The organism is Streptomyces sp. NPDC032161 (assembly GCF_040636995.1).
Classification (GTDB): Bacteria; Actinomycetota; Actinomycetes; order Streptomycetales; family Streptomycetaceae; genus Streptomyces.
In genome coordinates this window covers 373,630-395,171 of record NZ_JBEZVN010000004.1, presented here as the reverse complement: position 1 = coordinate 395,171, position 21,542 = coordinate 373,630, and the positions used below count along the sequence as shown (strand labels likewise).

The following is a 21,542-nucleotide window of genomic DNA, read 5'->3' as shown; positions in this document are numbered from 1 at the left end:
CAGGCAGCCCCCGTCAGTGCTTGAGGATCTTGGACAGGAAGTCCTTGGCGCGGTCGCTCTCCGGAGCGGTGAAGAACGCCTCGGGAGTGCGGTCCTCGACGATCCGGCCGTCGGCCATGAAGACCACGCGGTTCGCGGCGGAGCGGGCGAAGCCCATCTCGTGCGTGACGACGACCATGGTCATGCCGTCCCGGGCGAGCTGCCGCATGACTTCGAGGACCTCGTTGATCATCTCGGGGTCGAGGGCCGAGGTGGGTTCGTCGAAGAGAAGGGCCTTGGGATCCATGGCGAGGGCGCGGGCGATGGCCACCCGCTGCTGCTGACCGCCGGAGAGCTGGGCGGGGAACTTGTCGGCGTGCGTGGCGAGTCCGACCCGCTCCAGCAGTTCCCGGGAGCGCCGGTCGGCCTCGTCCTTCTTCCGCTTGCGGACCTTGAGCTGGGCGAGCGAGACATTGGCCAGCACGGTCCGGTGTGCGAAGAGGTTGAACGACTGGAAGACCATGCCCACTTCGGCGCGGAGCCCGGCGAGCGCCTTCCCCTCGTCGGGAAGGGGCCTGCCGTCGATCACGATGCGGCCCGACTCGATGGTCTCCAGCCGGTTGATGGTCCGGCAGAGCGTCGACTTGCCGGAGCCGGAGGGGCCGATGATCACCACCACCTCGCCGCGGCCGACGGTGAGATCGATGTCCCGCAGTACGTGCAACCGTCCGTAGTACTTGTTGACGTCCCGCAGTTCGATCAACGGATCGACGGCCATGCGCTGCCCCACCCACTCTTCGCTTCGTCGAGGTCAGCGCAAACTATCCAGCGAAAAAAGGGGCTTCACCGACGACACGCATAAACAGGGCATAAGGATTCTTTTTCGATTTTACGGAGAGCCCTATCCCTCGGCCGACTCCGCGTACACCTGCGAGAGCTCGGGGCTTCCGGCCATCGCCCAGTCCAGCCCCGCCTCGACCACGTCGATCTCCCGCCCCGAGGCGAGCCGCACCACGGGGCGCCCGCTCGGCCAGATGCTCCACACCGCACCGGGGACATTGCGCACCAGGACCGTGCCGAGGTACAGCCCCGCGTCGTTGCCCAGCCAGGGCAGTTCCTCGGGATCGTCGCGCCAGCGCGGCGGCAACTGGTCGAGGGCCGCCAACGAGGCCGGGCTGTCGTCCAGTTCGAGGCCCCGCTGCTCCGCCCGGACACGCAGCAGTTCGCACTCGGCGAGCAGCTCCGCCACGCCTTCGGGATCGACCGCCACGGCCGAGGCGAGCCCCGGCCCCCGCGTACCGTCGTTCCGCCTACGCCAGTTGTCCAGGAAAGGGATGTTCATACCAGTCAGGGTCGCATCCCATCCGGAATACGCACCACAGGGCGCGCGGGCCTGCGTGCCGGTACGAGACCGGGAACGGGCCCCGCACCGGGCCATGGACCGGGAACGGGGTGGCGGCGCACCGGCGTCGGCTGGTAACTTCGCGGTCATGTCCAGCCCCGAGGCGAACAGAGGCTAGCCACCGGTCCCCCCGGTGGCCATGTCAGAGTCGAGTGCGCTCCCCCACGGCCGTAGGCCGCCGGGAGTACCGCTCCTGCCCGGCTGCCGCCGCGGACCGTCCTCGTGTGGGCCGCGCGTTTCTCCGTCCGCGCTCGTGCGCGGTTTCCCGTCCCGGCGTTCACCGCCCGGCCGGTTCCGTCCCGGACACCCGGACGTCTCCCGCGTCGCCGACCGTCGTCCCGTCACGACGTCCGGGCGCGGCCCGCCCCCCTCCACCCGGTCCATCCGTCAGCCGTTCATGGGGTCTCTTCATGCCATTCGCCGTATACGCGCTCGGGCTCGCCGTCTTCGCCCAGGGCACGTCAGAGTTCATGCTGTCCGGTCTGGTCTCGGACATCGCCGCCGACCTGGATGTGTCCATTCCGGCCGCCGGGTTGCTCACCTCGGCCTTCGCGGTCGGGATGATCGTCGGGGCGCCGCTCATGGCCCTCGCCAGCCGGACCTGGCCGCACCGCCGCGCGCTGCTGTTCTTCCTCTGCGTCTTCGCCGCCGTCCACGTCGTGGGGGCGCTCACCCCGCAGTACGGGGTGCTCCTGGCGACCCGTGTCGTCGCGGCGCTCGCGAACGCCGGCTTCTGGGCCGTGGCGCTGGTGGCCGCCGTGTCCCTGGTCGGCCCCGGGGCCCGGGCGCGGGCCACGGCCGTGGTGGTCGGGGGCGTCACCGTCGCCTGTGTGGCGGGGGTGCCCGCCGGGGCGGTGCTGGGCGGGCACCTGGGCTGGCGATCGGCGTTCTGGGCGGTGGCGCTGGTCTGCGTCCCCGCCGCCGTCGTGATCGCCAGGACGATCCCCGGGGGCCGGACGCAGTCCGCCCCGGCGTCCGCCGGGACCGAGCTGCGGACCCTGACCGGTCCGCGGCTGCTGCTGACGCTGCTGACCAGCGCCCTGGTGCAGGGAGCGACATTCTGCGCGTTCTCCTACGTCGAACCGCTCGCCACCCGCGTCACCGGGCTCGGCCAGGGCTGGGTGCCGGTGCTGCTCGCCCTGTTCGGCCTGGGCTCGTTCGTCGGGGTCACCGTCACCGGGCGGCTCGTGGACGCGCGGCCGGTCGCGCTCACCGCGGGCGGGCTGGTCCTGCTCGCCGTCGGCTGGACCGTGTTCGCGCTGACCGCCGGCAGCCCGGTCGCGACGGTGCTCCTCGTCCTCGTGCAGGGGATGCTCGCCTTCGGCACGGGGACGGCGCTGATGTCGTGGGTGTTCCGGCTGGCGGCCGACGCGCCGACGCTGTCCGGCTCGTTCGCCACGTGCGCGTTCAATGTGGGCGCCGCCCTCGGGCCGTGGCTCGGCGGGCTCGCGATCGACGCGGGGTTCGGCTTCCGGGCGCCGCTGTGGGTGAGCGCACTGTTGATGGTCCTGGCGCTGGGCACCGGCTGGACCGTGCTCGGGACGCGCCCGGCCGCCGAGCGGAGCCGGGACGGCGTGCCCGCCGTCCGGTAGGCGGCCGCCCGGTCCGAGGACGGCCGAGGCCCCGCCCGGCGCTGAACGGGCGGGGCTGTCCTGGTCTCAGCAAGCAGCCAGCAAGCGGGATAAGGACGGCAACCACCGTAACGGCGGCCACTGACAACGGCCGCGCGGCGACGGCGGGGCCCCGGTCCGTGGCGTCAGAGGCCGAGGTCCACGACCACCGGGGCGTGGTCGGAGGCGCCCTTGCCCTTGCGCTCCTCCCGGTCGACGTAGCTGTCCTGGACCGCCGCGACGAAGGGCGTGTTGCCGTAGACGAGGTCGATCCGCATGCCCTTGTTCTTCGGGAAGCGCAGCTCGCGGTAGTCCCAGAAGGTGTACGGGCGGTCGTACTTCAGGGGGCGGGGCATGACGTCGGACAGGCCCTCCTGGCGCAGCGCGGCGAGGGCGGCGCGTTCGGCGGGGGTGACGTGCGTGGCGCCCTCGAAGAGGGCCGGGTCCCAGACGTCCTCGTCGGTCGGGGCCACGTTGAAGTCGCCGAGGACCGCGAACGGCTGCGAGCCCGCCGCGTCCGCCGCGACCGCCTTCTGCAGGGCCTCGAACCAGCGCAGCTTGTACGCGTAGTGCGCGTGCTCGATCTCGCGGCCGTTGGGCACGTACACCGACCAGACCCGGACCGGGCCGCAGGTCGCGGAGATCGCCCGCGGCTCCTGCACGCCCTCGTAGTCGGGGCCGTCTGGCAGGCCCGTCACGACGTCGGACAGACCGGCCCTGGAGACCAGTGCGACCCCGTTCCACCGGCCGGTGGCGTTGACCGCGGATTCGTAGCCCAGCTCGCGGAGCTGCTCGGTGGGGAACTGTTCGGCGGTGCACTTGGTCTCCTGGATGCACAGCACGTCCGTGCCGGTGCTCTCCAGCCAGGCCAGCAGCCTCGGGAGCCGGGCAGTGATCGAATTGACGTTCCAGGTGGCGATGCGCATGTACGTAAACCTAGCGCCCTTCGCTCCGGCGGGCGCGGCCCGTCGGGAGGGTCACAGGCCGGTGGAGTCCCCGGGGGCCAGTCGGCCGTGGTCGGCGCCGCCGAGCGCACCGATCTGGCTGTCGTAGATCGGCCGGGCGAGATCGGTGAGCAGGGCGTCGTGGATGTCGATGGCGCGACGCGGCGCGACCTCGCGCACGTAGTCGATGACCTCGGAGATCTTGTTCCAGGGGGCCATCACGGGGAGCATCAGCGTGTCGACCGGGTGGTCGGGGACGGTGAGCGCGTCGCCCGGGTGGAAGACCGAGCCGTCCACCAGGAAGCCGACGTTGGTGATCCTCGGGATGTCGGGGTGGATCACCGCGTGCAGCTCGCCGTGCACCTGCACGTCGAAGCCCGCCGCGGTGAACGTGTCGCCGTGACCGACCGTGTGGACTCGGCCGGGGAAGGCCGCCGAGAGCCGGTCGGCGACGCTGCGGAGCGTCCAGATCCCGACGGCGGGGTCGGCCTCCAGGGCGGCGCGCAGCCGCCGCTCGTCGAAGTGGTCGGGGTGCTCGTGCGTCACCAGGATCGCGTCGGCGCCGACGGCGGCGTCCTCCTCGGAGAAGCCGCCCGGGTCGACGACCAGCGTCCGCCCCTCCTTCTCCAGCCGGACGCAGGAGTGCTTCTTCTTGGTCAGCGTGAGGTGCGCGGGGTTCACAGCGTTCATGGGGCCCATCCTGCTACGACCGGGGCGTGGTTTCTTCGCGGATCACGGTCCGGGCCACCGAGAACGCGGCGCTCGCGGCCGGGACGCCGCAGTACACGGCGGTCTGCATCAGCACCTCCTTGATCTCCGTCGGTGCGACGCCGTTGCGCAGGGCGCCCCGGACATGGGCGGCGAGGCTGTCCAGCTGCCCTCCGGCCACCAGCGCGGCGATCGTGACGCAACTGCGGGTGCGGCGGTCCAGGCCCTCTCGGGTCCACACCTCGCCCCAGGCGTACCGCGTGACGAGTTCCTGGAAGTCGCCCGTGAACTCGTCGGCCTCGCCCGTGACCTGGTCCACATGGGCGTTGCCGAGCACCTCGCGGCGCACTTTCAGACCGTGGTCGTACGGGTCGGGGCGCCCGGTGGCCGGGGGCTCGGGCCGCTCGGCGGCGGTGATCTCCGCGACGGGCAGCACGGGGGCCGAGACCCGCGGGGTGTCGGCGGGCATGGGGATGCCGGCGAGGGTGTCCTGCCAGGCCGTGGAGAAGTGGGTGAGGAGCAGATCGGTGACGGCCGCGGGCTGTTCGACCGGGGCGAGGTGGGCGGCTCCCGGGACGAGGGCGAGCCGGGCGTCCGGTATGCCCGCGACCAGGGTGCGGGCGTCGCCCGGCCCGGTGACCCGGTCCTCGGCGCCGACCAGGGCGAGGGTCGGGACGGCGATGCGGTCGAGTCCGGCGCGGATGTCGAAGGCGGCCAGGGCCTCGCAGGCGGCGATGTAGCAGCCGGGGTCGGTGGTGCGGACCATCTGGACGGCCCACTCGACGATGGCCGGCTGCGCGGCGGCGAACGCGGGCGTGAACCAGCGCTCGGGCGCGGTGCGGGCCATCGGCTCCAGCCCGTTGGTTCGGACGACCACCCCGCGCTGGCGGAACTCGTCGGCGCTGCCGAACCGGGCCGAGGCGGCGACCAGGGCGAGCGAGGCGATCCGGTGCGGATGCCGCAGCGCGAGGTCGGCGCCGATCGCTCCGCTGATGGAGCAGCCCGCGTACCCGAAGCGCCGCACACCCAGGGCGTCGAGGGTGGCGAGCAGCCGGTCGGAGAGTTCGGGAACGGCGGCGGCCGGACGGGCGGGGGCGCCGCCGTGGCCGGGCAGGTCGAAGCGGAGGACCCGCCAGCGCTGGGTGAGCTCCGGTACCTGCCGGTCCCACATGTGCCATGTGGTACCCAGTGAGGGGCCCAGGATCAGCACAGGCGCTTCTTTGGGCCCGTCAAAGCGGTATTGCAGGGTTTCGGTCTTGGCTTCGCTCACAGGTTCACACCTTCATCTGTCACGATCTGTCACACGCGCCTGCGAGACCTCCCCACACTTCCGCCGCCGGAAGCAGGTCGTTTACTTCAGGCTTCACGTACCACCTCTTGGTCGTCTTCGCGTTGGTGTGCCCTGCCCACAGGGCAAGCAGGCGATCCGGCACGCCGTTGTCGGCGAGATACGTGAAGCAGGACGCCCGAGCATCGTACAGACGGACCTTGCGAAGGCCGTTTTTGGCTACGAGCTTGTAGGCATGCCCCTGGAGCTGCCGACCGTTCAGCGCGGCTCCGAGTTCGTCCACCAGGACGTAGCCGCTCCCCGAGTAGCCCTCCCCCGCCATGCTCTTGGTGTCCTTCTCCACCACGGTGCGGTTGCCCATCATGGTCCGCGTGTTCGCGATGCTGAGCGTGGCCGCCTTCAGATCGATGTCCGACCACCGCAGGCCGCAGGCCCATCAGGGAAAGCGAAAGCGGCGCGATGACGATGACGTCCGGGCCGGCGGGAAGGTTCATGTGGATGAAAGGCCCGTCCATGCCGGCGTGGGCGCCCGTTACGAAGGGGAGAACCTGGATCGTGACGTTGGGGCCATCGGTCGCGAGGGCGATGAGGTGCTCAACCTGCTCGGCATGACTTCCCGTCCGCCGACTTCTTGGCGCAGGAGCCCTTCAGGGAGAACGGCCCACAGCTTCAGTGGCGGGGTGTGGGCGGCCATGCTCTTCCGGTGCTCCATCCGCAGCTCGACGAAGCGGTCGATGTCCTCGGTCCGCTTCCATACCCGGCTGCCCTCTGTGACCGCCCGCGCGTATGCGGGGGTCTGCAACAGGCCGTGAACGGCTACGGTGTTCCGGGCGAATAGACCACTGGCCAGTTCCACTCATCGGGATCACGTCCTGTCGGTCTTCGCCGTGCTCGTGTGCTGGGTACTCCTTGGTCTCCAGATACGGCCCTTCCGTGACTGCCGGAACTCCGTTCTTGCGCCACACCAGCTTGGCGTTGACCGCCTCCGCCAGACCGTAGGCCCCAGCAGCTCCCCAGCGGGTGCTGCCGCAGCCTGGCGGCAGCCGTGGGTCCGGCGTGCCGCTTCCTGCCGCCATCGTCCGGCTGACGGGAGTTCGAGGGCCGTCGTGTCGAGGGTGAGCACCTTGGTGTAGTCCGCGAGCGCGGATTCCCGTCGGACGCCCGGACCCGCTGTGACGGCGCGACAGTTCTGCGGATTCGGAGCAGGTCTTCCGCCCCGGGGACCGGCGGGCGTGATCTGCGACATGAAGCTACTCGTGATTGGCGGCACCTGGTTCCTCGGCAAGCACGTGGCCGTAGGGGCGCTCTCTCGACGATGGGAGGTCACCACCTTCAACCGGGGGCGTTCCAAGGCGGATGTGCCGGGAGTCAGGACGGTTCGCGGCGACCGGGCCGTCGCAGCCGATCTGCAGGCTCTGGCCGCACACGGCCCGTGGGATGCGGTCGTCGACACATCAGTGCCGATCTACCGCCCAAGGACGTGCTGCTGTCTGCGACAGCCCTCCAGGACAGTGTTGCCCGTTGCCCGCGCCGCCGGACCCGGGGCTCCGATTGACGGCACGGCCGGGGCGGTGTGACGATGCGCCGATGTCGGACCTGCACGCCCGGATGGCCGCCCGGGTCGGTGACCTCACGGCCGTCGTGGTCGCGCGCTGCGCGGCGGAGGCGCCGTTCTACGGGGCGCTGCCCCGCGCCACCCTCCAGGGCGAGGTGGCGCGGTCCATCGCGGCGGTGCACGCGCTGTTGCTCAGGGCACTGCGCGACGGCGGCGGGGGTCCGATGGGGCCGGGCGATCTGACCCGGCTCATCGAGTGGTCGGCGCGCCGGGCCGAGGAGCGCGTCCCCCTGGAGGCGGTGATCGCCGCTTACCTGATCGGCGCCGAGGTGTGGTGGCAGACGCTGACCGAGGTCGCGGAGCCCGGTGAGCTGGCCGGGGCGGGCGGCAAGCTGCTCGCCTGCCTGCACTCCGCGCTGCCCGCGGTCGTCCTCGCCCATCAGAACGCCCAGGAGGACCTCCACAGCGAGGACAAGCGCGTACGGCGGGCCCTGCTCGACGCCCTGCTGGCAGGACGGCCGTACGAGGAGCTTGCGGGCGTGGCGCGGGTGGCCGTGGTGGGTGAGTACGAGGTGGTTGCCTTCGCGTTCGAGTCCGACCCGCCGAGCAGATTGGTGCAGTCCTCGCTCGACGCCTTCACCGGGATCCCTGTGCTGATGGACCACGTCGCTCGGATCGCCTTGTTGCCGGGCAGGTTCGACGTGCCGGGCCTGGTGGCCCGGCTGGAGAAGGACGTGGGGCAGCCCGTGCGCGCCGCCGCCGCCCGCTCCCCCGTACCGGCGGCCATCTCCTCGGCGGCGCAGGAGGCCGGCCGCGTGCTGGATCTCGTCCGGCGCCTGGGACGCCCGCCCGGGTGCTACCGCCTCGACGACGTGCTGCTGGAGCACCAGCTCGCGCGCCCCGGGGACGGCCTGGTGCGGCTGGCGGCCAAACTCGACCCCTTGGAGGAGCACCCGTACCTGCTTGAGACGCTGCGCGTGTTCGTGGAGCGGGGGCTCAACCGCCGCCAGACGGCGTTGGAGCTGTGCGTCCACCGCAACACCCTGGACTACCGGTTGCAGCGAGTGAGCGCGCTGACGGGCCTCGACCTCGCGGTTCCCGCGCAGGCGCGGCTGATCCAGGCGGCGCTCGTCGCCAGGGACCTGGCCGGGCCCGCGGATCACCGCGGGGTCACCGGATGGCAAGGTTCCGCAGGAGCAGCGGAAAGCGGATGAACCACAGCCGGTGCGAGCGCTCGGCCTGTCATCCGTCAGAGCCAGGCCCCGAGTTCCTCGTGCCGGGGTGCGAGGACCGGGCCGACGCCGGGGTGGTCGAAGACCATGACGGGCCGGTCCACGTTCCAGCCGGACCAGCCCGGCTGTCCGGTAGTGGCGAAGGCGACCCAGGCCCGGTGCATGGCGTCGGCCAGTGGCTGGGGCGCGCCGGGCCCGGTCAGGTCCTCGGCGGCGCGCAGGTTGTCGAAGACGAAGCCGATTTCCAGCGCATGGCAGGCGCCGAGTCCCATCACGGGCGAGCGCCAGCAGAATTCGTAGACGAAGGTACGGGCGGGCCGGGAGTCGGCGAGGCGGTTGAGCGGCCCCCGCAGCAGCAGGTCGGTGGCCATCTCTCCCAGGATCTCACCGGGTTTGGCGTGCGGCCGGGTGGCTCGGTACAGGCGTGCCACGCGTTGCGGGACACGGATCTTCAGCAGTGCCAGCCGCAGGGTGAGCCGGCTGATCCGGTCCACGGTTCCGCCGGGTACGAACCACAGCCGGTACTCCTCCCGGTTGCAGCCCAGCAGCAGGTCGGCCTCGGGAAGGGGCGGGGCGGCGGGCACCACGTCGCCGTCGACCACGATGTGGAAGCCGGGACCGCCGCCGATGGGGTCGGACCGGTCGACGACGGCGGCCTGCGCGTCCAGCAGCAGGTCTCGGTCCACCGCCGCGAACGCCTCGGCAGTGGCCGGGATCCGCAGTCTCTTCGCCATCGACCGTACGGTCTTCGCGCCCTCGCGGCGCGACACCGTGTGCGGCGGGCCGCTCTGCAGGATCGCCCGGTGGAACAGCCCGGCCGCGCCGGGGCTGGTCATGAGGGCCGCGACGCTGATCGCGCCGGCGGACTCCCCGCACACGGTGACGTTCGCCGGATCTCCACCGAAGGCGGAGATGTTGTCGCGGACCCAGATCAGGGCTGCGATCTGGTCGAGGAGGCCCCGGTTGACGGGAGCGTCGGGGAAGACCCCGAACCCCTCGACGCCGAGCCGGTAGTTGACGGAGACGAGGACCACCCCGTCGCGCGCGAAGGCGCCCCCGTCGTAGAGCGGCAGGTTCGCCGAGCCGTTGCGCAGGGAACCCCCGTGGATCCAGACCATGACGGGCAGCCGGCCCTCGCCGACGGATGGGGTCCAGACGTTGAGGTTGAGACAGTCGTCCCCGGCGATGCTCGGATCGGGTATCAGTCGGTCGAGGGGCGGGCGGTAGGGGCGTTTGGGGGCGGTCGGCCCGTACTCCAGAGCGTCTCGTACCCCTTCCCAGGACTCGACCGGGGCGGGAGCGCGGAAGCGGTGGGCGCCGAAGGGCGGGGCGGCGTAGGGGATGCCGAGGAAGGTGGCGATCCCGTTGTGGAAACGGCCTCGGACCTTGCCCTGCCCGGTGGTCGCGATGAGGTCCATGGCGGTCCTTCCATGTACGAACGGGGGCCGGTGCCGCCCCTGGTCGCGGGAGCGTCAGGGGCGGGCGGCGTGGATCGGGACGGCCGCCGGTCACGGCGGAAGGGATCTCCGGGAGCGGGTCACCGGTTTGCGAGGCCGTTGCGGCGGACGTCGGACCAGGTGCCGCTGTCGGTGCAGATCCCGCAGTCGGCCCCGAAGAACTGTGCTCTCGCCGTCTGGTCCCCCATCAGGTGTGCCTTGAACCAGGCGGTGGTGGGCGCGGCGAACGGGCCGGGGTCGCCCACGACCGTGAAGTGATCGGCGCCGCGCAGTTCCCCGTAGATGGCCGGTATGTGGTCGGCGTCGTTGTAGAAGGCCTTGACCAGGAAGGGGAAGACGATGCTGTCCTTCTGCCCGGCCAGGAGGAGCGCGGGTACGTGTACGTCGTCGATGTCGGCGAGCGGCCCGGGCTGGATGGGCAGGATGGTGTCGATACGCGGGTCCGCGCCGACGACGATGGCGGCGGCGCCGCCCTGCGAGTGACCGGACGCGCCGATGTGCTCCAGGTCGACACGGTCGTGGAAGGGGCTGTCGTGGTCGGCGTTGCGGCGGGTGAGCAGGTCGATCCCGGCGCGCATGGAGATGCCGAGGTTGGACTGCGGGGTGTTGGCGGCGGCGACGATGAAGCCCTGACTGGCCCAGTGGAGCAACAGGTCGCGGTAGACGACCGGGAAGGCGAAGGTGCCGTTTCCCCACACGATCACGGGGTGGCGGCGGTCGCTGGTCGCGATGTCACGCGGGTAGTACAGGGTGGTCACCACCCCGACCTCCACCGCGGTGGCGTAGGGGCCGGGAGCGCCGTAGTCGGCCGCGGCCGCCTCGGCACTGGCACCGGCAGGGGAACCGGTGGACGCCGCTGCCGCTCCCGCGCCGGCAGAAGCCGTCAGCAGGAGCAGGAGCGAGGTCAGGGGAACGAGCAGTTTTCTCCAGAGCACAGCGGACTCCCGGTGTCGTCACGGTGAACTGGATGTTTCATCCGGCTCACGCCTTGTCTGATCGCACATCCTGAAGCACGGTTCGAGACCTGTCTCTGCGCAATCGCGGCAAGCAGTGACGTCGGAGTTTGTGCAACATGCCGAGAGGCCTGAGCGCGGTGAGGGGGCCAGGCTCGGTTCCGCCGCTACGACAAGAGCCTCCATCAGAACGAGCGTCACGAGCGTCATTTCAGCGTCAAGATATCGCCCGTAACACCCACAGCGCACATAATGCACACCGATAAAACCGTAGGTCAGGCGTCTTCCCGCACCGGTTCAACGATCGCGACGTACTCCGCGTGCGAGGTCATCGGAAAAATGTCGTCCTGAGCGAGTCTCGGAAAAGACCAGGTCAGAGCCCATTTTTGGCGAGTCCTTCGACGCCTCGGGCAGCGAGCTGGAGATCCACGCGGACACGGCCAACTTCGCGTCGGCCGAGCCCAGCACCTTCCTCGTCGAGGTGAAGTCCGCCGTCTCCCATTGTATCCAGGACAATTTGTGGATTGTTCTGGAGCACGGCTCGTAGCCTCGGTGCGTCCGAACCCAGGCGAAACGGAGTAACCCAACATGACCGTGCGCATCGAGCGGGACGACCAGGTCGTAGTGATCACCATCGACCGGGAACAGGAGCTCAACGCCCTGGACCATCCGACGATCGACGCGCTGCTCGCACAGCTCGACCTCATCGACTCCGACGACGGCATCCGGGCGGTCGTCCTGACCGGCGCCGGGCACAGGGCGTTCAGTGCGGGCGCGGACATCCCTTCGCTTGCGGCCAGCATCGCCGGCGGGCCCGAACGTGCGCTGCGCGAGATCGTCCGCCGGGGCCACGCGCTGACCCGGCGGATCGAGGAGTTCCCCAAGCCGGTGATCGTCGCGGTCAACGGCCTCGCCTACGGCGGTGGTTGCGAGATCACCGAGGCCGCTCCGCTCGCGATCGCCGCCGAGCACGCGACCTTCGCCAAACCCGAGATCACCCTCGGCTTTCCGCCCCCCTTCGGCGGCTCCCAGCGCCTGCCGCGGCACGTCGGCCGCAAGCGCGGCCTGGAGATGATCCTGACCGGCGACCCGATCCCGGCCGCCCGAGCCGCCGAGCTGGGTCTTGTCAACACCGTCGTACCGGCCGACGAGGTCATGGACGCCGCGCGGGACCTGGCCGCGCGGATCATCAGGCATGCACCGACGGCCGTAGCCGCCTGCCTGCGCGCGGTCACCCGTGGTATCAACCTGCCGATCGACGAGGGCCTGGCGGTCGAGGCGGCGTGCTTTGCAGCCACCGTCCCCACGGACGGCGTACGGACCGGCCTGCGACGGTTCCTCGACCGGACAGCCGTAGCCGACTGAACCTGACGCGCTCGACCGCGGCCGCCCCGGGCGCGCCGGTCCGAGCCCGGATGTGCGAGGACCTGCCGGCCTTCGGAAGGGCCAGCGGTCGCCGAGAGGAGACCGGAGTCGCACGGGGCAGTCCAGTCAGGCCCCCCACGGTGACGGCTCATTGGGGGGACTGCTGGACGCCCTACTGAACGGGTGTGGCCTCGCCGTCGGGTTCGAGATTGCGTTGGCCTGCGACATCCGGAGCGCCTCAAGGAAGGTCGAACCCACCGTGAAACAGGAACACACGTCGTTCTACGAGAAGAGCGCCGAGGCAGGAGGGCACCTTGATCGATCGCAATGCGACCCATGTGGACGGAACGTGGGCGCCGGGCGCGGCGGAGACGATCGCCGTCGAGAACCCGGCCACCGAGGACGTGATCGGTGTCGTCCCCAACGGCACTGCCGCGGACGCGGACCGGGCAGTGCGGGCAGCGCGCGCGGCGTTCCCCGCTTGGGCCGCGACATCCCGCGCCGAGCGGGCGGAGTACCTGCGCAAGCTGCACCACGGCGTCGCCCAACGGTCGGCGGAGATCGCCGCAATGATCGCCACCGACGTCGGCACGCCGATGCGTATCGCCACCCGGATTCAGGCCGCACTCCCCCTGACTGACATCGTCGGCTGCGTCGACCTGCTGCAGGAAGACGAGACCGAAGAGTGGATCGGCAACTCGCTCGTCCTCACCGAACCTGCGGGAGTCGTCGCGGCGATCACGCCGTGGAACTACCCGCTGCACCAGATCACCTGCAAGATCGCGCCCGCGCTCGCCGCCGGCTGCACCGTGGTGGTCAAGCCGAGTGAGGTGGCTCCCCTTGCCGTATACCAGCTGTTCGACGCCATTCACGAGGCCGGCTTCCCGCCCGGCGTGGTGAACCTGATCAGCGGCTACGGCCCGGGCGTGGGAGAGGCACTGGTGACGCACCCCGAGGTGGACGCCGGAACCCAGGACGACCGCTTCGCCTTCGGCATCGATATCCTCGTCGTCGGCCTCGCCGCACACGTAGGTAAACCGGTGTGATCGTGGGGCGTTCCCCCGTTCCAGGTGCTGAGGAGTTCGGTCGGGCGGGAGCTGAGGTGAGCGCGGGGTTGCTCGTTACGGCACGGGGGTGGTGTCGGGGTCGGAGGCCAGGAGGGTGGCGAGCTCCTCCAGCGCGGCGGGCGCCGCGTCGCCCTCTGCTGTGAGTTCGAGGGTCTCACCGTGGCCGGCGGCCAGGGTGAGGACGGCGAGGAGGCTGCGTGCGTCGACGGGCGCGGCGCCCGGGCGGGCGACGGTGACCCTGACCGGCTGGCGGGCAGCGGCCTGCACGAACAGGGAGGCGGGGCGGGCGTGCAGGCCGTCGGCTGCGCCGACGGTGACCTGGATGCTGGGCATGGGTGTCCTTCCGGATCTTCGTGCTGCGAGGGCGATGGGCCGGTGGCCGGAGCGTTGTGACGGACGGTCAGATGGCGTGCAGAACAGCCGCGGCCGCGTTGCGGGCCCGGTCGGGGGTGTCCGCGCCGCGTGCCGCTGCGGCGGCCATGCGGCACTGGTCGAGGCTGTGGGCGGCGAGGGCTGCGCGGACGTGGGGGATCGCCGCGGGGCTCATGGACAGGCTGGTGACGCCGAGTCCGGCGAGCACGCAGGCCAGCAGCGGGTCCGAGGCGGCCTCGCCGCACACACCGCAGCTCCGGCCCGCGTCGCGGGCAGCCCCGGCCGCGGACGCGACGAGGTCGAGCAGGGCGGGCTGCCACGGGTCCTGTAGTCGGGAGAGCGCGCCGACCTGCCGGTCGGCGGCGAAGGTGTACTGCGCCAGGTCGTTGGTCCCCAGCGAGAGGAATTCGACCTCCCGCAGGATGGCGTGTGCGCGCAGCGCGGCGGACGGGATCTCCACCATGGCGCCGGTCTTCGCGGTGAGCCCCGCTCGCCGGCAGGCGTCGGCGAAGGCGGCGGCGTCGGTCCGGTCGGCGACCATGGGCGCCATGACTTCCAGACGGACCGGCAGTCCTGCGGCGGCCTCGGCGAGGGCACTGAGCTGGGTGTGCAGGACGTCGGTGTGGTCGAGCAGGGTGCGCAGGCCGCGGACACCGAGAGCCGGGTTGGGTTCGTGTACGGGGGTCAGGAAGTCCAGGGGCTTGTCCGCGCCGGCGTCCAGGACGCGCACCACGACCCGGGCGTCGCCGAAGGCTTCGAGAACGGCCCGGTAGGCGGCGGCCTGTCTCTCCTGCGTGGGGGCGGTCCGGTTGTCGTCCAGGAAGAGGAACTCGGTGCGGAACAGGCCGACGCCCTCGGCGCCTGCCGCCAGTGCCGCGGGCACGTCGGCCGGGCCGCCGATGTTGGCCAGCAGTGGGACAGGGTGCCCGTCCCGGGTCGCGCCCGGTCCGGTGGACATCGCGAGTGCCGCCTGCTGCCGGGCGGCGGCCTCCGCGACCGCCGCACGCAGATCCGCGCCGGGCTCGACGACGACCTCGCCGGTGGAGCCGTCGACGGCGACCACGACGCCCTCGGCCAGGTGCGCGGCGTCCGGCAGGGCCACGATGGCCGGCACGCCCATCGCCCGGGCCAAAATGGCGCTGTGGCTGGTCGGCCCGCCCTCCTCGGTGACGAAACCCAGCACCAGTGCGGGGTTCAGCAGGACGGTGTCCGCGGGGGCGAGGTCCCGGGCGACGAGCACGTAGGGTTCGTCACCGTCGGGCAGGCCGGGCATGGGCACGCCCAGCAGGTGGGCGACGAGGCGGTCGCGCACGTCGTCGAGGTCGGCGACGCGTCCGGCGAAGTAGTCGCCGGCTCGGGTCAGCAGCTCCCGGTAGTCGGCGAAGGCGTCGTGGACGGCGCGTGCCGCCGAACTCCCCGACGCGATACGGCGTTCGACGTCGGCGGCCAGCTCCGGGTCCTGCGCGATCAGTGCCTGCGCTTCGAGCACGGCCTGTGCCTGGCCGCCCGCCCGCGCGCCGCGCGCCGTCAGCTCCGCGGCGACCGTGCGGGCCGCGTCGTGGGCGCGCTCCTGCTCGTGGGGCGCCCGGTCGGTCGGGATGTGCTCGGATCCGGGCTCCAGCGCGGCCGTCCCCATCCGGCGGACCGGCCCGATCACCGTCCCCTGGCTCACGCCGAGGCCCTTGAGTGTTTTGTTCATGTCAGAGATCTCCTGGGTGTGCGGGAGGGATGCCCAGTACGTCGACGGCGCGGCGTCAGCCCGCCTGCCGCGGAGGGCGCAGGGCGGTCCCGTTGGCCAGCCCGTCGGGGGCGATGCCGAGGCACGCGGCCGCGGTCGCGCCCAGGTCGGCCAGGCTGCCGGTGTCGGGCAGGTGCTCCGGGACCGCGCCCGGCCGATGCATCAGGACCGGTACGAACTCGCGGGTGTGGAACGCGTGGCCGATGGTGGGGTCGTTGCCGTGGTCGCCGGTGACGATCAGGCAGTCGCCGGGGGTGTCGAGCAGGGCGATCAGTTCGCCCAGCCCCTGGTCGGCGCGTTCCAGCACGGAGCCGTAGCGGTCGGTGTCCTGCTGGTGCCCGGCCAGGTCGGTCTCCTGGACGTTGGCGACGACCAGGGCATCCCCGTCGGCGCGGACGGCGTCCAGGGTGTGCGCGAGGACGTCCGCGGTCACCACCGCCGGACGGCGCACCGCGGCATCGCAGGCGAGGATGTCGGCGGCCTTGCCGACGAGAGTGACCGGGATCCCGGCGCGGGCCGCGAGGTCCGGCAGTTGCCGGGTGTGGTCCAGCGGCGCGCCCAGGTGCTGTACCTGCAGGCCGCCGTTGCGGTAGAAGCCGCTGGCGGGTGTGTCGAGGCCGACGGTGCCGCCGTCGCCGGGGCGGACGAACTCGGCCAATGGCGCGTCCGCGTGGCCGCCGACCGCGATGACGCGGGCGACCGGTGCGACCGAGCGGACGGTCGCGGCGACGGAGAGGATCCGCTTGAACGGCAGGTCGTCGAGCCGGCCGGAGACGTTCCAGTTGATGCCCGGGTCGGCTTCCAGGTTGTCGTGCACCAGCACCACACCGTCCACGAGCAGCACCGGCTGGTTGTCCAGCGGCTCCGCCTCGTGCCCGGCGGCACGCAGCGCGGCGGCAGCGGCGTCGAGGTGGTCCGCGAGCCGGGCCACGGTCACCGTGCTGAAGTCGGCTCCCATCATGGTCTGGTGGCCCGCGTAGGTGTCCGCTCCCGGGTAGCCGAGGGCGGCCCGGCCCACCGCCACCGGCAGCGAGGTGCGCGAGGCCAGGTCCGGGTGCGGGTGGACCAGGCCCAGGCCGAGTGCTGACAACGCGGGCAGGTGCAGCGCCCGGCCCCGGATGCGGCGGCAGTGGTCGAGGAGATGGCCGCACGTGTCGGCGGCGGCGTCGCCGGGCCGCAGGGCTCCGGCGTCGGGCATGGCGCCGACGCCGAAGCCGTCGAGGACTACGATGACGGTTCTGCTCATGGGTGCTGTTCCTTAGTCGAGGGGCCGGCCCAGGGCGTCGTACAGGCCGCGCAGCCGGGGCGTGCCGGACGACAGTCCGGCGACGACGGCGACGTTGCTGCGGGTGACGAAGATCTGGGTGCGGAAGGCGAAGACCGCCGTGTCGCCGAGCCCGGCGTCGCTCGGCGTCGCGGGCGCTTCCAGCAGCCGGTAGTAGTCGATGTTCTCGGCGGGCGCGTCGTGCACGGTCAGCCGCACCCCTGAGCGCGGCAGGAACGCGTCCTCGATCCTGGCACGGGGGTAGAAGCCGCCGCCGTGGACGGCCGGCCGCCCGTCGGCGAGGGTGTGTGCCACCTCGCTGATGTAGACGTAGCCTGGGCGCTCGCTCTGGCGCGGGTCGACCGCGTGCAGCGGAGTGGTACCGGTCAGCGCGTGGCCGGGCTCGGCGTGGGTGGCGCCGTGCCGCGCCAGCAGCGGCAGCGTGGCCACCGAGCTGGCGCTCGGCGCGCTCAGCTTCAGGTCGCAGTACCCGCGCGCGGCGAGCCGGTCGCGCGCGGCCAGCGCCAGCGGCAGGTTCGCGGTGGGCTCCGGCCTGCCGGTGTCCGGGGCGCACAGCACGCACGGGAAGGCCGTGACACCCGCGATCCGTACGCCCGGCAGCCGCTCCACCCGCTCGGCGAAATCGTCCAGCCTCTCCAGCGGGACGCCGCCCTCCTGTCCCGGGTAGACCGTGCCCGGCGCGCCCTGGAGCCGGACCAGCAGGTGCTGGACGAATCCGAGCCGCTGCGCCGCCCGGCTCACCGCCTCCGCGTTGGCCACGTCGTAGACGGTCACGGTCTCCGGACGCCAGGCGAGCATCTCCTGGAGCGACCGGCCGGGGATCTGCACCAGGTGTCCCAGATTTCCGGCCTGTGCGCCGGCCGCGTGCAGGATCCGCGCCTCCGGCGCGTCGATGGCTGCGAACTTCGGGATGTGCCGGGCGATCGCCCGGATCAGCTCGGGATTGCGGCCGAACTGCTTGGCCACGAACCACAGCGTCAGGCCCAGCCGTTCGGCTTCGGCGGCGAGCAGCCGCGCGTTGGCCTCGACGGTGTCGAGGTCCATTACGTAGGTGTCGGGCGGGATCGCGCCGCTTTGGTGCAACACGGCGGCCGTTTCCACCAGTTCCGGGTTACGAGCCAGCACGGTGTCGAGGAACACGGTCAGTCGTCCTTGGGCTGGTGCAGGTCGGCGAGCGAGCGGCGCAGGATGTCCAGCACCAGGTCCGCGCCGGCGCGCATGGGGTTGATGCGGATCGTCCAGTCGGCGAGCTCGGGGGCGTCGTCGAGGCTGGAACCGGACATCCGGTAGAAGAGCGGGGCGATCTCGTAGCGGGAGTTGGAGCCCACGGGATAGGGCGCGGCACCGTACCGGGCCGCGACGGCGGGCAGTTCCCGGGCCACGGGCCGGGCCAGACGGACCAGCAGGCAGCGGTCCTGGGCGTTGGCGATCCGGACCTCGGCGACGCCGTCCACCTCGCCGCAGGCCAGCCGCTCGGCGACCTCCGTGCTCACCTGGGACTGGACGGACCACAGCACCGGCACGTGGGTGAGAGCACGCAGCGCGTCCAGTGCCTGGTGGCCTTGGACCTGGCCACCGCCCGAGTAGTTGTCGGCGTGGACCCGGTCCACCAGATCCCGGGATCCGGCCACCACGCCGACGCCTTCGGGGCCGTGCAGCTTGAACAGCGAGAAGCAGGAGGCGTCCGCCCCCAGTTCGACCCCGCACGCCGGGACGCGCATCACCGCGTAGTTGTCGTCGACGACGGTCCGCACCCCGTGCGCCCGGCAGGCCGCCAGGACCTCGCCCGGGTCGTAGCGGTCTGCCAGCCGCTGCCGGGTGTGCTGGACGTACGCCCAGGCGAACCGTCCGGACGTCAACGCCTCCTCCAGAGCGCGTGGGTCGTTGAAGTCGACGGCGACGGTGCGCACGCCGAGACCGCGCAATGTCGCCTGGGTGGTGCGGTAGACCGGCGCGCTGTGGATCAGCAGCTCGGTGTCGGCGTCGAGCGCGGCGGTCAGCCCGGCCCGGATCGCGCCGGTGCCCGCGCCCTGGACGAGGGCGGCGGCCTCGGAGCCGAGGAAGTCGGCGAGGACGGCCTCCACGCGCGCGGTCGTGCGCGGGCGGCCCAGCCCGGGCACGACGCCCGCATCGGCCGCGAACAACTGCTCGCCCTCGAAGTGGCGTGCGGTGCACTCCAGCAGCCGGAACTGCTTGGCGACGGCGTCGGCCAGCGGCACGGTCGGCAGCGGGAAGGTCTGCGGCAGCCGCCGCCCCGGGCTAGGCATCGGGCTTCTCCTGCGTGTCGGCGCCGGTCAGAAAGCGCAGCGGGTTGCGACGGGTGATCAGGTCGATCAGGTCCTCGTCGACGCCTGCCGCCCGGAGCCGGGGCAGGAAGGAGTGGAACAGGTGGCCGTAGCCGGTGCCGCCCTCGCCGGTCAGGTAGCCGTGGCGGGAGACGTCGCAGGAGAGCAACACCCGGTCGGCGTGCCCTGACTCGATCAGCGCCAGCAGCAGCCGCAGCCGTGTCGCGTCGCTCTGGTAGCTGTTCTTGCCGACGGTGTCGAAGGAGACGTACGCGCCCTCGGCCGCGAGACGGCGGTGCACGGCCGGGTCGTCGAGCAGGTCCTGATGGCCGACGGCCACGCGGTGCGGGGCCAGGCCCTCGGCGGTGAGCAGGTCGAGCTGGGCCGGGCCGCCCACGCCGAGGTGGGCGTGGGTGGCCAAGGACAGCCCGGTGCGGACGGCTGCGCGGGCGGCGGCGGTGAGTGTCCGCCGTTCCGGCTCGCTCGGGTGCTCTCCGTGGCTGCCGACCTCGCCGATCACGCCGGGGCGGATCCCGGTGGTACCAATGCCCTGCTCGATGTCCCGCACGAGTGAGTCGGTGAGCTGCTCGACACCGGCCCCGTCCACCTCGTCCGGGTGGAACGGCTCGTAGTACCAGCCGGTGGCCGCGACCACCGCAACCCGGGACGCTGCGGAGATGCGGGCCAGCGCGTCCGTGTCGCGGCCCATGCCCCGACAGGTCTGCTCGATGACCAGCGACAGTCCGAACGCCTCACGCAGGGAAGCGAGTTCGCCGGTGACCAGGTCGGCGTGCCGGGCGTCGAGCACGGCCTCGTGGTCGCTGTCGCGGCGCAGGTCGAGGGCGATGTGCTCGTGGGCGAGGACGGGGCCGGTGATGCTGGAGGGGTCGAGTGGACCGGTGACGGTCCGGATGGTGTGCATGCAGGTGCCTTCCAGGTGCCCGTTCAGCCCTTGATCGGGGTGAACAGGTGCAGCCAGTACAGGACGTTGAGGACGATGCCGCCGACGACCACCGCCGCCGGTGCGGCGGCCATGCGGACCACCGGCCGGCCCATGGCCTCGTTCAGCAGGTACAGCCCGCCGACGACGAGGATGCCGAGCCCGCCGCCCATGGTGTTGGCGGCCATGAGGGAGCCGAAGAGGATCGCCAGGCCGAGGGTCTCGCCGATCGCGCTGCGCAGGTGCTCCGAGCTGTCCCGGACCGACGGGAACGCGTTCAGCAGCCGGCCCAGCCGTGAAAGCAGCAGCACCTCGGCGGCGAAGACGAGCGCACCGCAGACCAGGGCCAGCCACGGATTCGGCATCAGGTAGCCGATCGGGTAGACCAGGGTGAAGCCCGCGATGCCGTATGCGCCGGAGGCCAGGGCGGTCGTCGCGATCAGCGGGATGAAGCCGAAGACGCGATAGAAGTCGACCTGGGCCGCCGCGCTGTAGTCGTGCTTGGCGATCAGGAAGCTGGTGGCCTCGCCGCCGCCGAAGACGTGCATCTGGGCCAGCAGGCACACACCCGCGCCGAGCACCATGAACAGCGGCAGGTGCCTGCGCAGCCGGGCCGCGCTCGCACCGAACAGTGACGCCATCGGATCGTCGTCGTCGGCCGGACCGGCCGCGGCGACGGCGGCACGGTCGGTCTTTTCGGCCCGGCGCTGCCGGATGTCGCGGGAGGCGGCGAAACCGATCAGCATCAGCACGCCGACCGCCATCGCGATCGAGCCCGCGAACACCTTCGGCCACAGCTTCATGGTGGCGACGACCAGGGCCAGTTCGACCACGCCCGCTATGCCGCCGCGCAGCCTGCCGAACTGCTTGGTGATGGCGAGCACGGGAAACAGCGCGAACAGGAACAGGATCGGCGTCGACATCTGTTGCAAGGCCGTCAGGAAGTCGACCGGCAGACGGTGCGCGAGAGTGTTGGCCCCGCCGAGCCCGAAGACCACGACGGCGCCCCAGGCCGCGCCGAGGATCGGCGCCAGCCACTTCCTCGGCGCGAGGATGCCGAGGATGTCGGTGGGCAGGAAGAGCAGCCATGGGTTGAGCACGCCGGTGGACAGCGCCATCGGCGCGCCGAGGCCGAAGATGAACCCCGCGGACAGCCCGAACGAGACCGCGGTCGTGGCGCTGCGCGTGCTGTCGCCGCGAATGAAGTCGAGGAGGAAGGGCCGGACCCCGTCATTGAACACTGCCAGTGCCTGGTGGGCGATGAAGGCCGTCAGCGCACACAGGACGATGACGACGAGCTCCTGCGGCAGCGAGAAGCTGAGGCTGGTGCTGCCCGCGGCGAGATACGAACTCAACGGTGAC

The 21,542-nt window shown here is 71.7% G+C and carries 19 protein-coding genes and 1 pseudogene; 4 read left to right on the top strand and 16 right to left on the bottom strand.

Annotation, left to right across the window (positions count from 1 at the left end):
• Window positions 1-13: 13 nt before the first annotated feature.
• The gene (locus AB0E67_RS14080; protein ID WP_351522212.1) at window positions 14-757 is read right to left on the bottom strand and encodes an amino acid ABC transporter ATP-binding protein; all 744 of its coding nucleotides are present in this window, start codon (window positions 755-757) and stop codon (window positions 14-16) included.
• Window positions 758-880: 123 nt separating this feature from the next.
• Window positions 881-1,321: a DUF6278 family protein gene (locus tag AB0E67_RS14075; RefSeq protein WP_362025429.1), complete on the bottom strand. Its 441-nt coding sequence runs from the start codon at window positions 1,319-1,321 to the stop codon at window positions 881-883.
• Between the two features lie 470 nt (window positions 1,322-1,791).
• On the opposite strand from AB0E67_RS14075, the gene AB0E67_RS14070 reads away from it, so the two are divergent.
• Complete coding sequence (locus AB0E67_RS14070; RefSeq protein WP_362025426.1) at window positions 1,792-2,973, top strand: Cmx/CmrA family chloramphenicol efflux MFS transporter; 1,182 nt, start codon at window positions 1,792-1,794, stop codon at window positions 2,971-2,973.
• A gap of 164 nt (window positions 2,974-3,137) precedes the next feature.
• Here AB0E67_RS14070 and AB0E67_RS14065 read toward each other — a convergent pair whose 3' ends face one another.
• The 5 genes and pseudogenes from AB0E67_RS14065 to AB0E67_RS14045 all read right to left on the bottom strand — a co-directional run.
• Window positions 3,138-3,917, bottom strand: coding sequence for an exodeoxyribonuclease III (locus AB0E67_RS14065; protein ID WP_362025424.1), 780 nt, complete (start codon window positions 3,915-3,917; stop codon window positions 3,138-3,140).
• A 51-nt stretch (window positions 3,918-3,968) separates the two neighbouring features.
• Complete coding sequence (locus tag AB0E67_RS14060) at window positions 3,969-4,625, bottom strand: MBL fold metallo-hydrolase (protein WP_351633507.1); 657 nt, start codon at window positions 4,623-4,625, stop codon at window positions 3,969-3,971.
• Window positions 4,626-4,638: 13 nt separating this feature from the next.
• Window positions 4,639-5,913, bottom strand: a complete 1,275-nt coding sequence (locus tag AB0E67_RS14055; protein WP_362025421.1) for an alpha/beta fold hydrolase — start codon at window positions 5,911-5,913, stop codon at window positions 4,639-4,641.
• Window positions 5,914-5,932: 19 nt separating this feature from the next.
• Window positions 5,933-6,313: a tyrosine-type recombinase/integrase gene (locus AB0E67_RS14050; protein ID WP_362025583.1), complete on the bottom strand. Its 381-nt coding sequence runs from the start codon at window positions 6,311-6,313 to the stop codon at window positions 5,933-5,935.
• Between the two features lie 133 nt (window positions 6,314-6,446).
• Window positions 6,447-6,787, bottom strand: a pseudogene (locus AB0E67_RS14045) (Scr1 family TA system antitoxin-like transcriptional regulator); the annotation flags it as partial.
• Between the two features lie 731 nt (window positions 6,788-7,518).
• Here AB0E67_RS14045 and AB0E67_RS14040 point away from each other — a divergent pair.
• On the top strand, window positions 7,519-8,700 hold the full coding sequence (locus tag AB0E67_RS14040; protein WP_362025418.1) for a helix-turn-helix domain-containing protein: 1,182 nt from the start codon (window positions 7,519-7,521) through the stop codon (window positions 8,698-8,700).
• Between the two features lie 35 nt (window positions 8,701-8,735).
• Here the strand turns inward: AB0E67_RS14040 and AB0E67_RS14035 are convergent, their stop codons facing one another.
• A complete protein-coding gene (locus AB0E67_RS14035; RefSeq protein ID WP_362025415.1) occupies window positions 8,736-10,136 on the bottom strand; it encodes a carboxylesterase family protein in 1,401 nt (466 codons plus the stop codon).
• A gap of 119 nt (window positions 10,137-10,255) precedes the next feature.
• Window positions 10,256-11,110, bottom strand: a complete 855-nt coding sequence (locus AB0E67_RS14030) for an acetylxylan esterase (protein WP_362025412.1) — start codon at window positions 11,108-11,110, stop codon at window positions 10,256-10,258.
• 606 nt (window positions 11,111-11,716) lie between these two features.
• Between AB0E67_RS14030 and AB0E67_RS14025 the strand changes: the two genes are divergently transcribed.
• A complete protein-coding gene (locus AB0E67_RS14025; protein ID WP_362025410.1) occupies window positions 11,717-12,493 on the top strand; it encodes an enoyl-CoA hydratase-related protein in 777 nt (258 codons plus the stop codon).
• Between the two features lie 314 nt (window positions 12,494-12,807).
• Window positions 12,808-13,539, top strand: coding sequence for an aldehyde dehydrogenase family protein (locus AB0E67_RS14020; RefSeq protein ID WP_362025408.1), 732 nt, complete (start codon window positions 12,808-12,810; stop codon window positions 13,537-13,539).
• A gap of 75 nt (window positions 13,540-13,614) precedes the next feature.
• Here the strand turns inward: AB0E67_RS14020 and AB0E67_RS14015 are convergent, their stop codons facing one another.
• The 7 genes from AB0E67_RS14015 to AB0E67_RS13985 form a co-directional block, all read right to left on the bottom strand.
• Window positions 13,615-13,893 carry an HPr family phosphocarrier protein gene (locus AB0E67_RS14015; protein WP_362025405.1) on the bottom strand — a complete coding sequence of 93 codons (279 nt, stop codon included), beginning with the start codon at window positions 13,891-13,893 and terminating at the stop codon, window positions 13,615-13,617.
• 67 nt (window positions 13,894-13,960) lie between these two features.
• Window positions 13,961-15,631, bottom strand: coding sequence for a phosphoenolpyruvate--protein phosphotransferase (ptsP, locus tag AB0E67_RS14010; protein WP_362025402.1), 1,671 nt, complete (start codon window positions 15,629-15,631; stop codon window positions 13,961-13,963).
• Between the two features lie 55 nt (window positions 15,632-15,686).
• Window positions 15,687-16,916 (bottom strand): phosphopentomutase, encoded by a 1,230-nt coding sequence (locus AB0E67_RS14005; RefSeq protein WP_362025400.1) that lies wholly within the window; start codon window positions 16,914-16,916, stop codon window positions 15,687-15,689.
• A 12-nt stretch (window positions 16,917-16,928) separates the two neighbouring features.
• Window positions 16,929-18,095: an alanine racemase gene (locus AB0E67_RS14000; protein WP_362025398.1), complete on the bottom strand. Its 1,167-nt coding sequence runs from the start codon at window positions 18,093-18,095 to the stop codon at window positions 16,929-16,931.
• Between the two features lie 2 nt (window positions 18,096-18,097).
• Window positions 18,098-19,222 carry an aminotransferase class V-fold PLP-dependent enzyme gene (locus AB0E67_RS13995; RefSeq protein ID WP_362025395.1) on the bottom strand — a complete coding sequence of 375 codons (1,125 nt, stop codon included), beginning with the start codon at window positions 19,220-19,222 and terminating at the stop codon, window positions 18,098-18,100.
• On the bottom strand, window positions 19,215-20,162 hold the full coding sequence (locus AB0E67_RS13990) for a phosphotriesterase (RefSeq protein ID WP_362025393.1): 948 nt from the start codon (window positions 20,160-20,162) through the stop codon (window positions 19,215-19,217). Before AB0E67_RS13990 ends, AB0E67_RS13995 begins: the two co-directional genes overlap by 8 nt.
• Window positions 20,163-20,185: 23 nt before the next feature.
• Entirely contained in the window at window positions 20,186-21,535 is a 1,350-nt protein-coding gene (locus AB0E67_RS13985) for a YhfT family protein (protein WP_362025390.1), read from the bottom strand.
• Window positions 21,536-21,542: the final 7 nt, after the last annotated feature.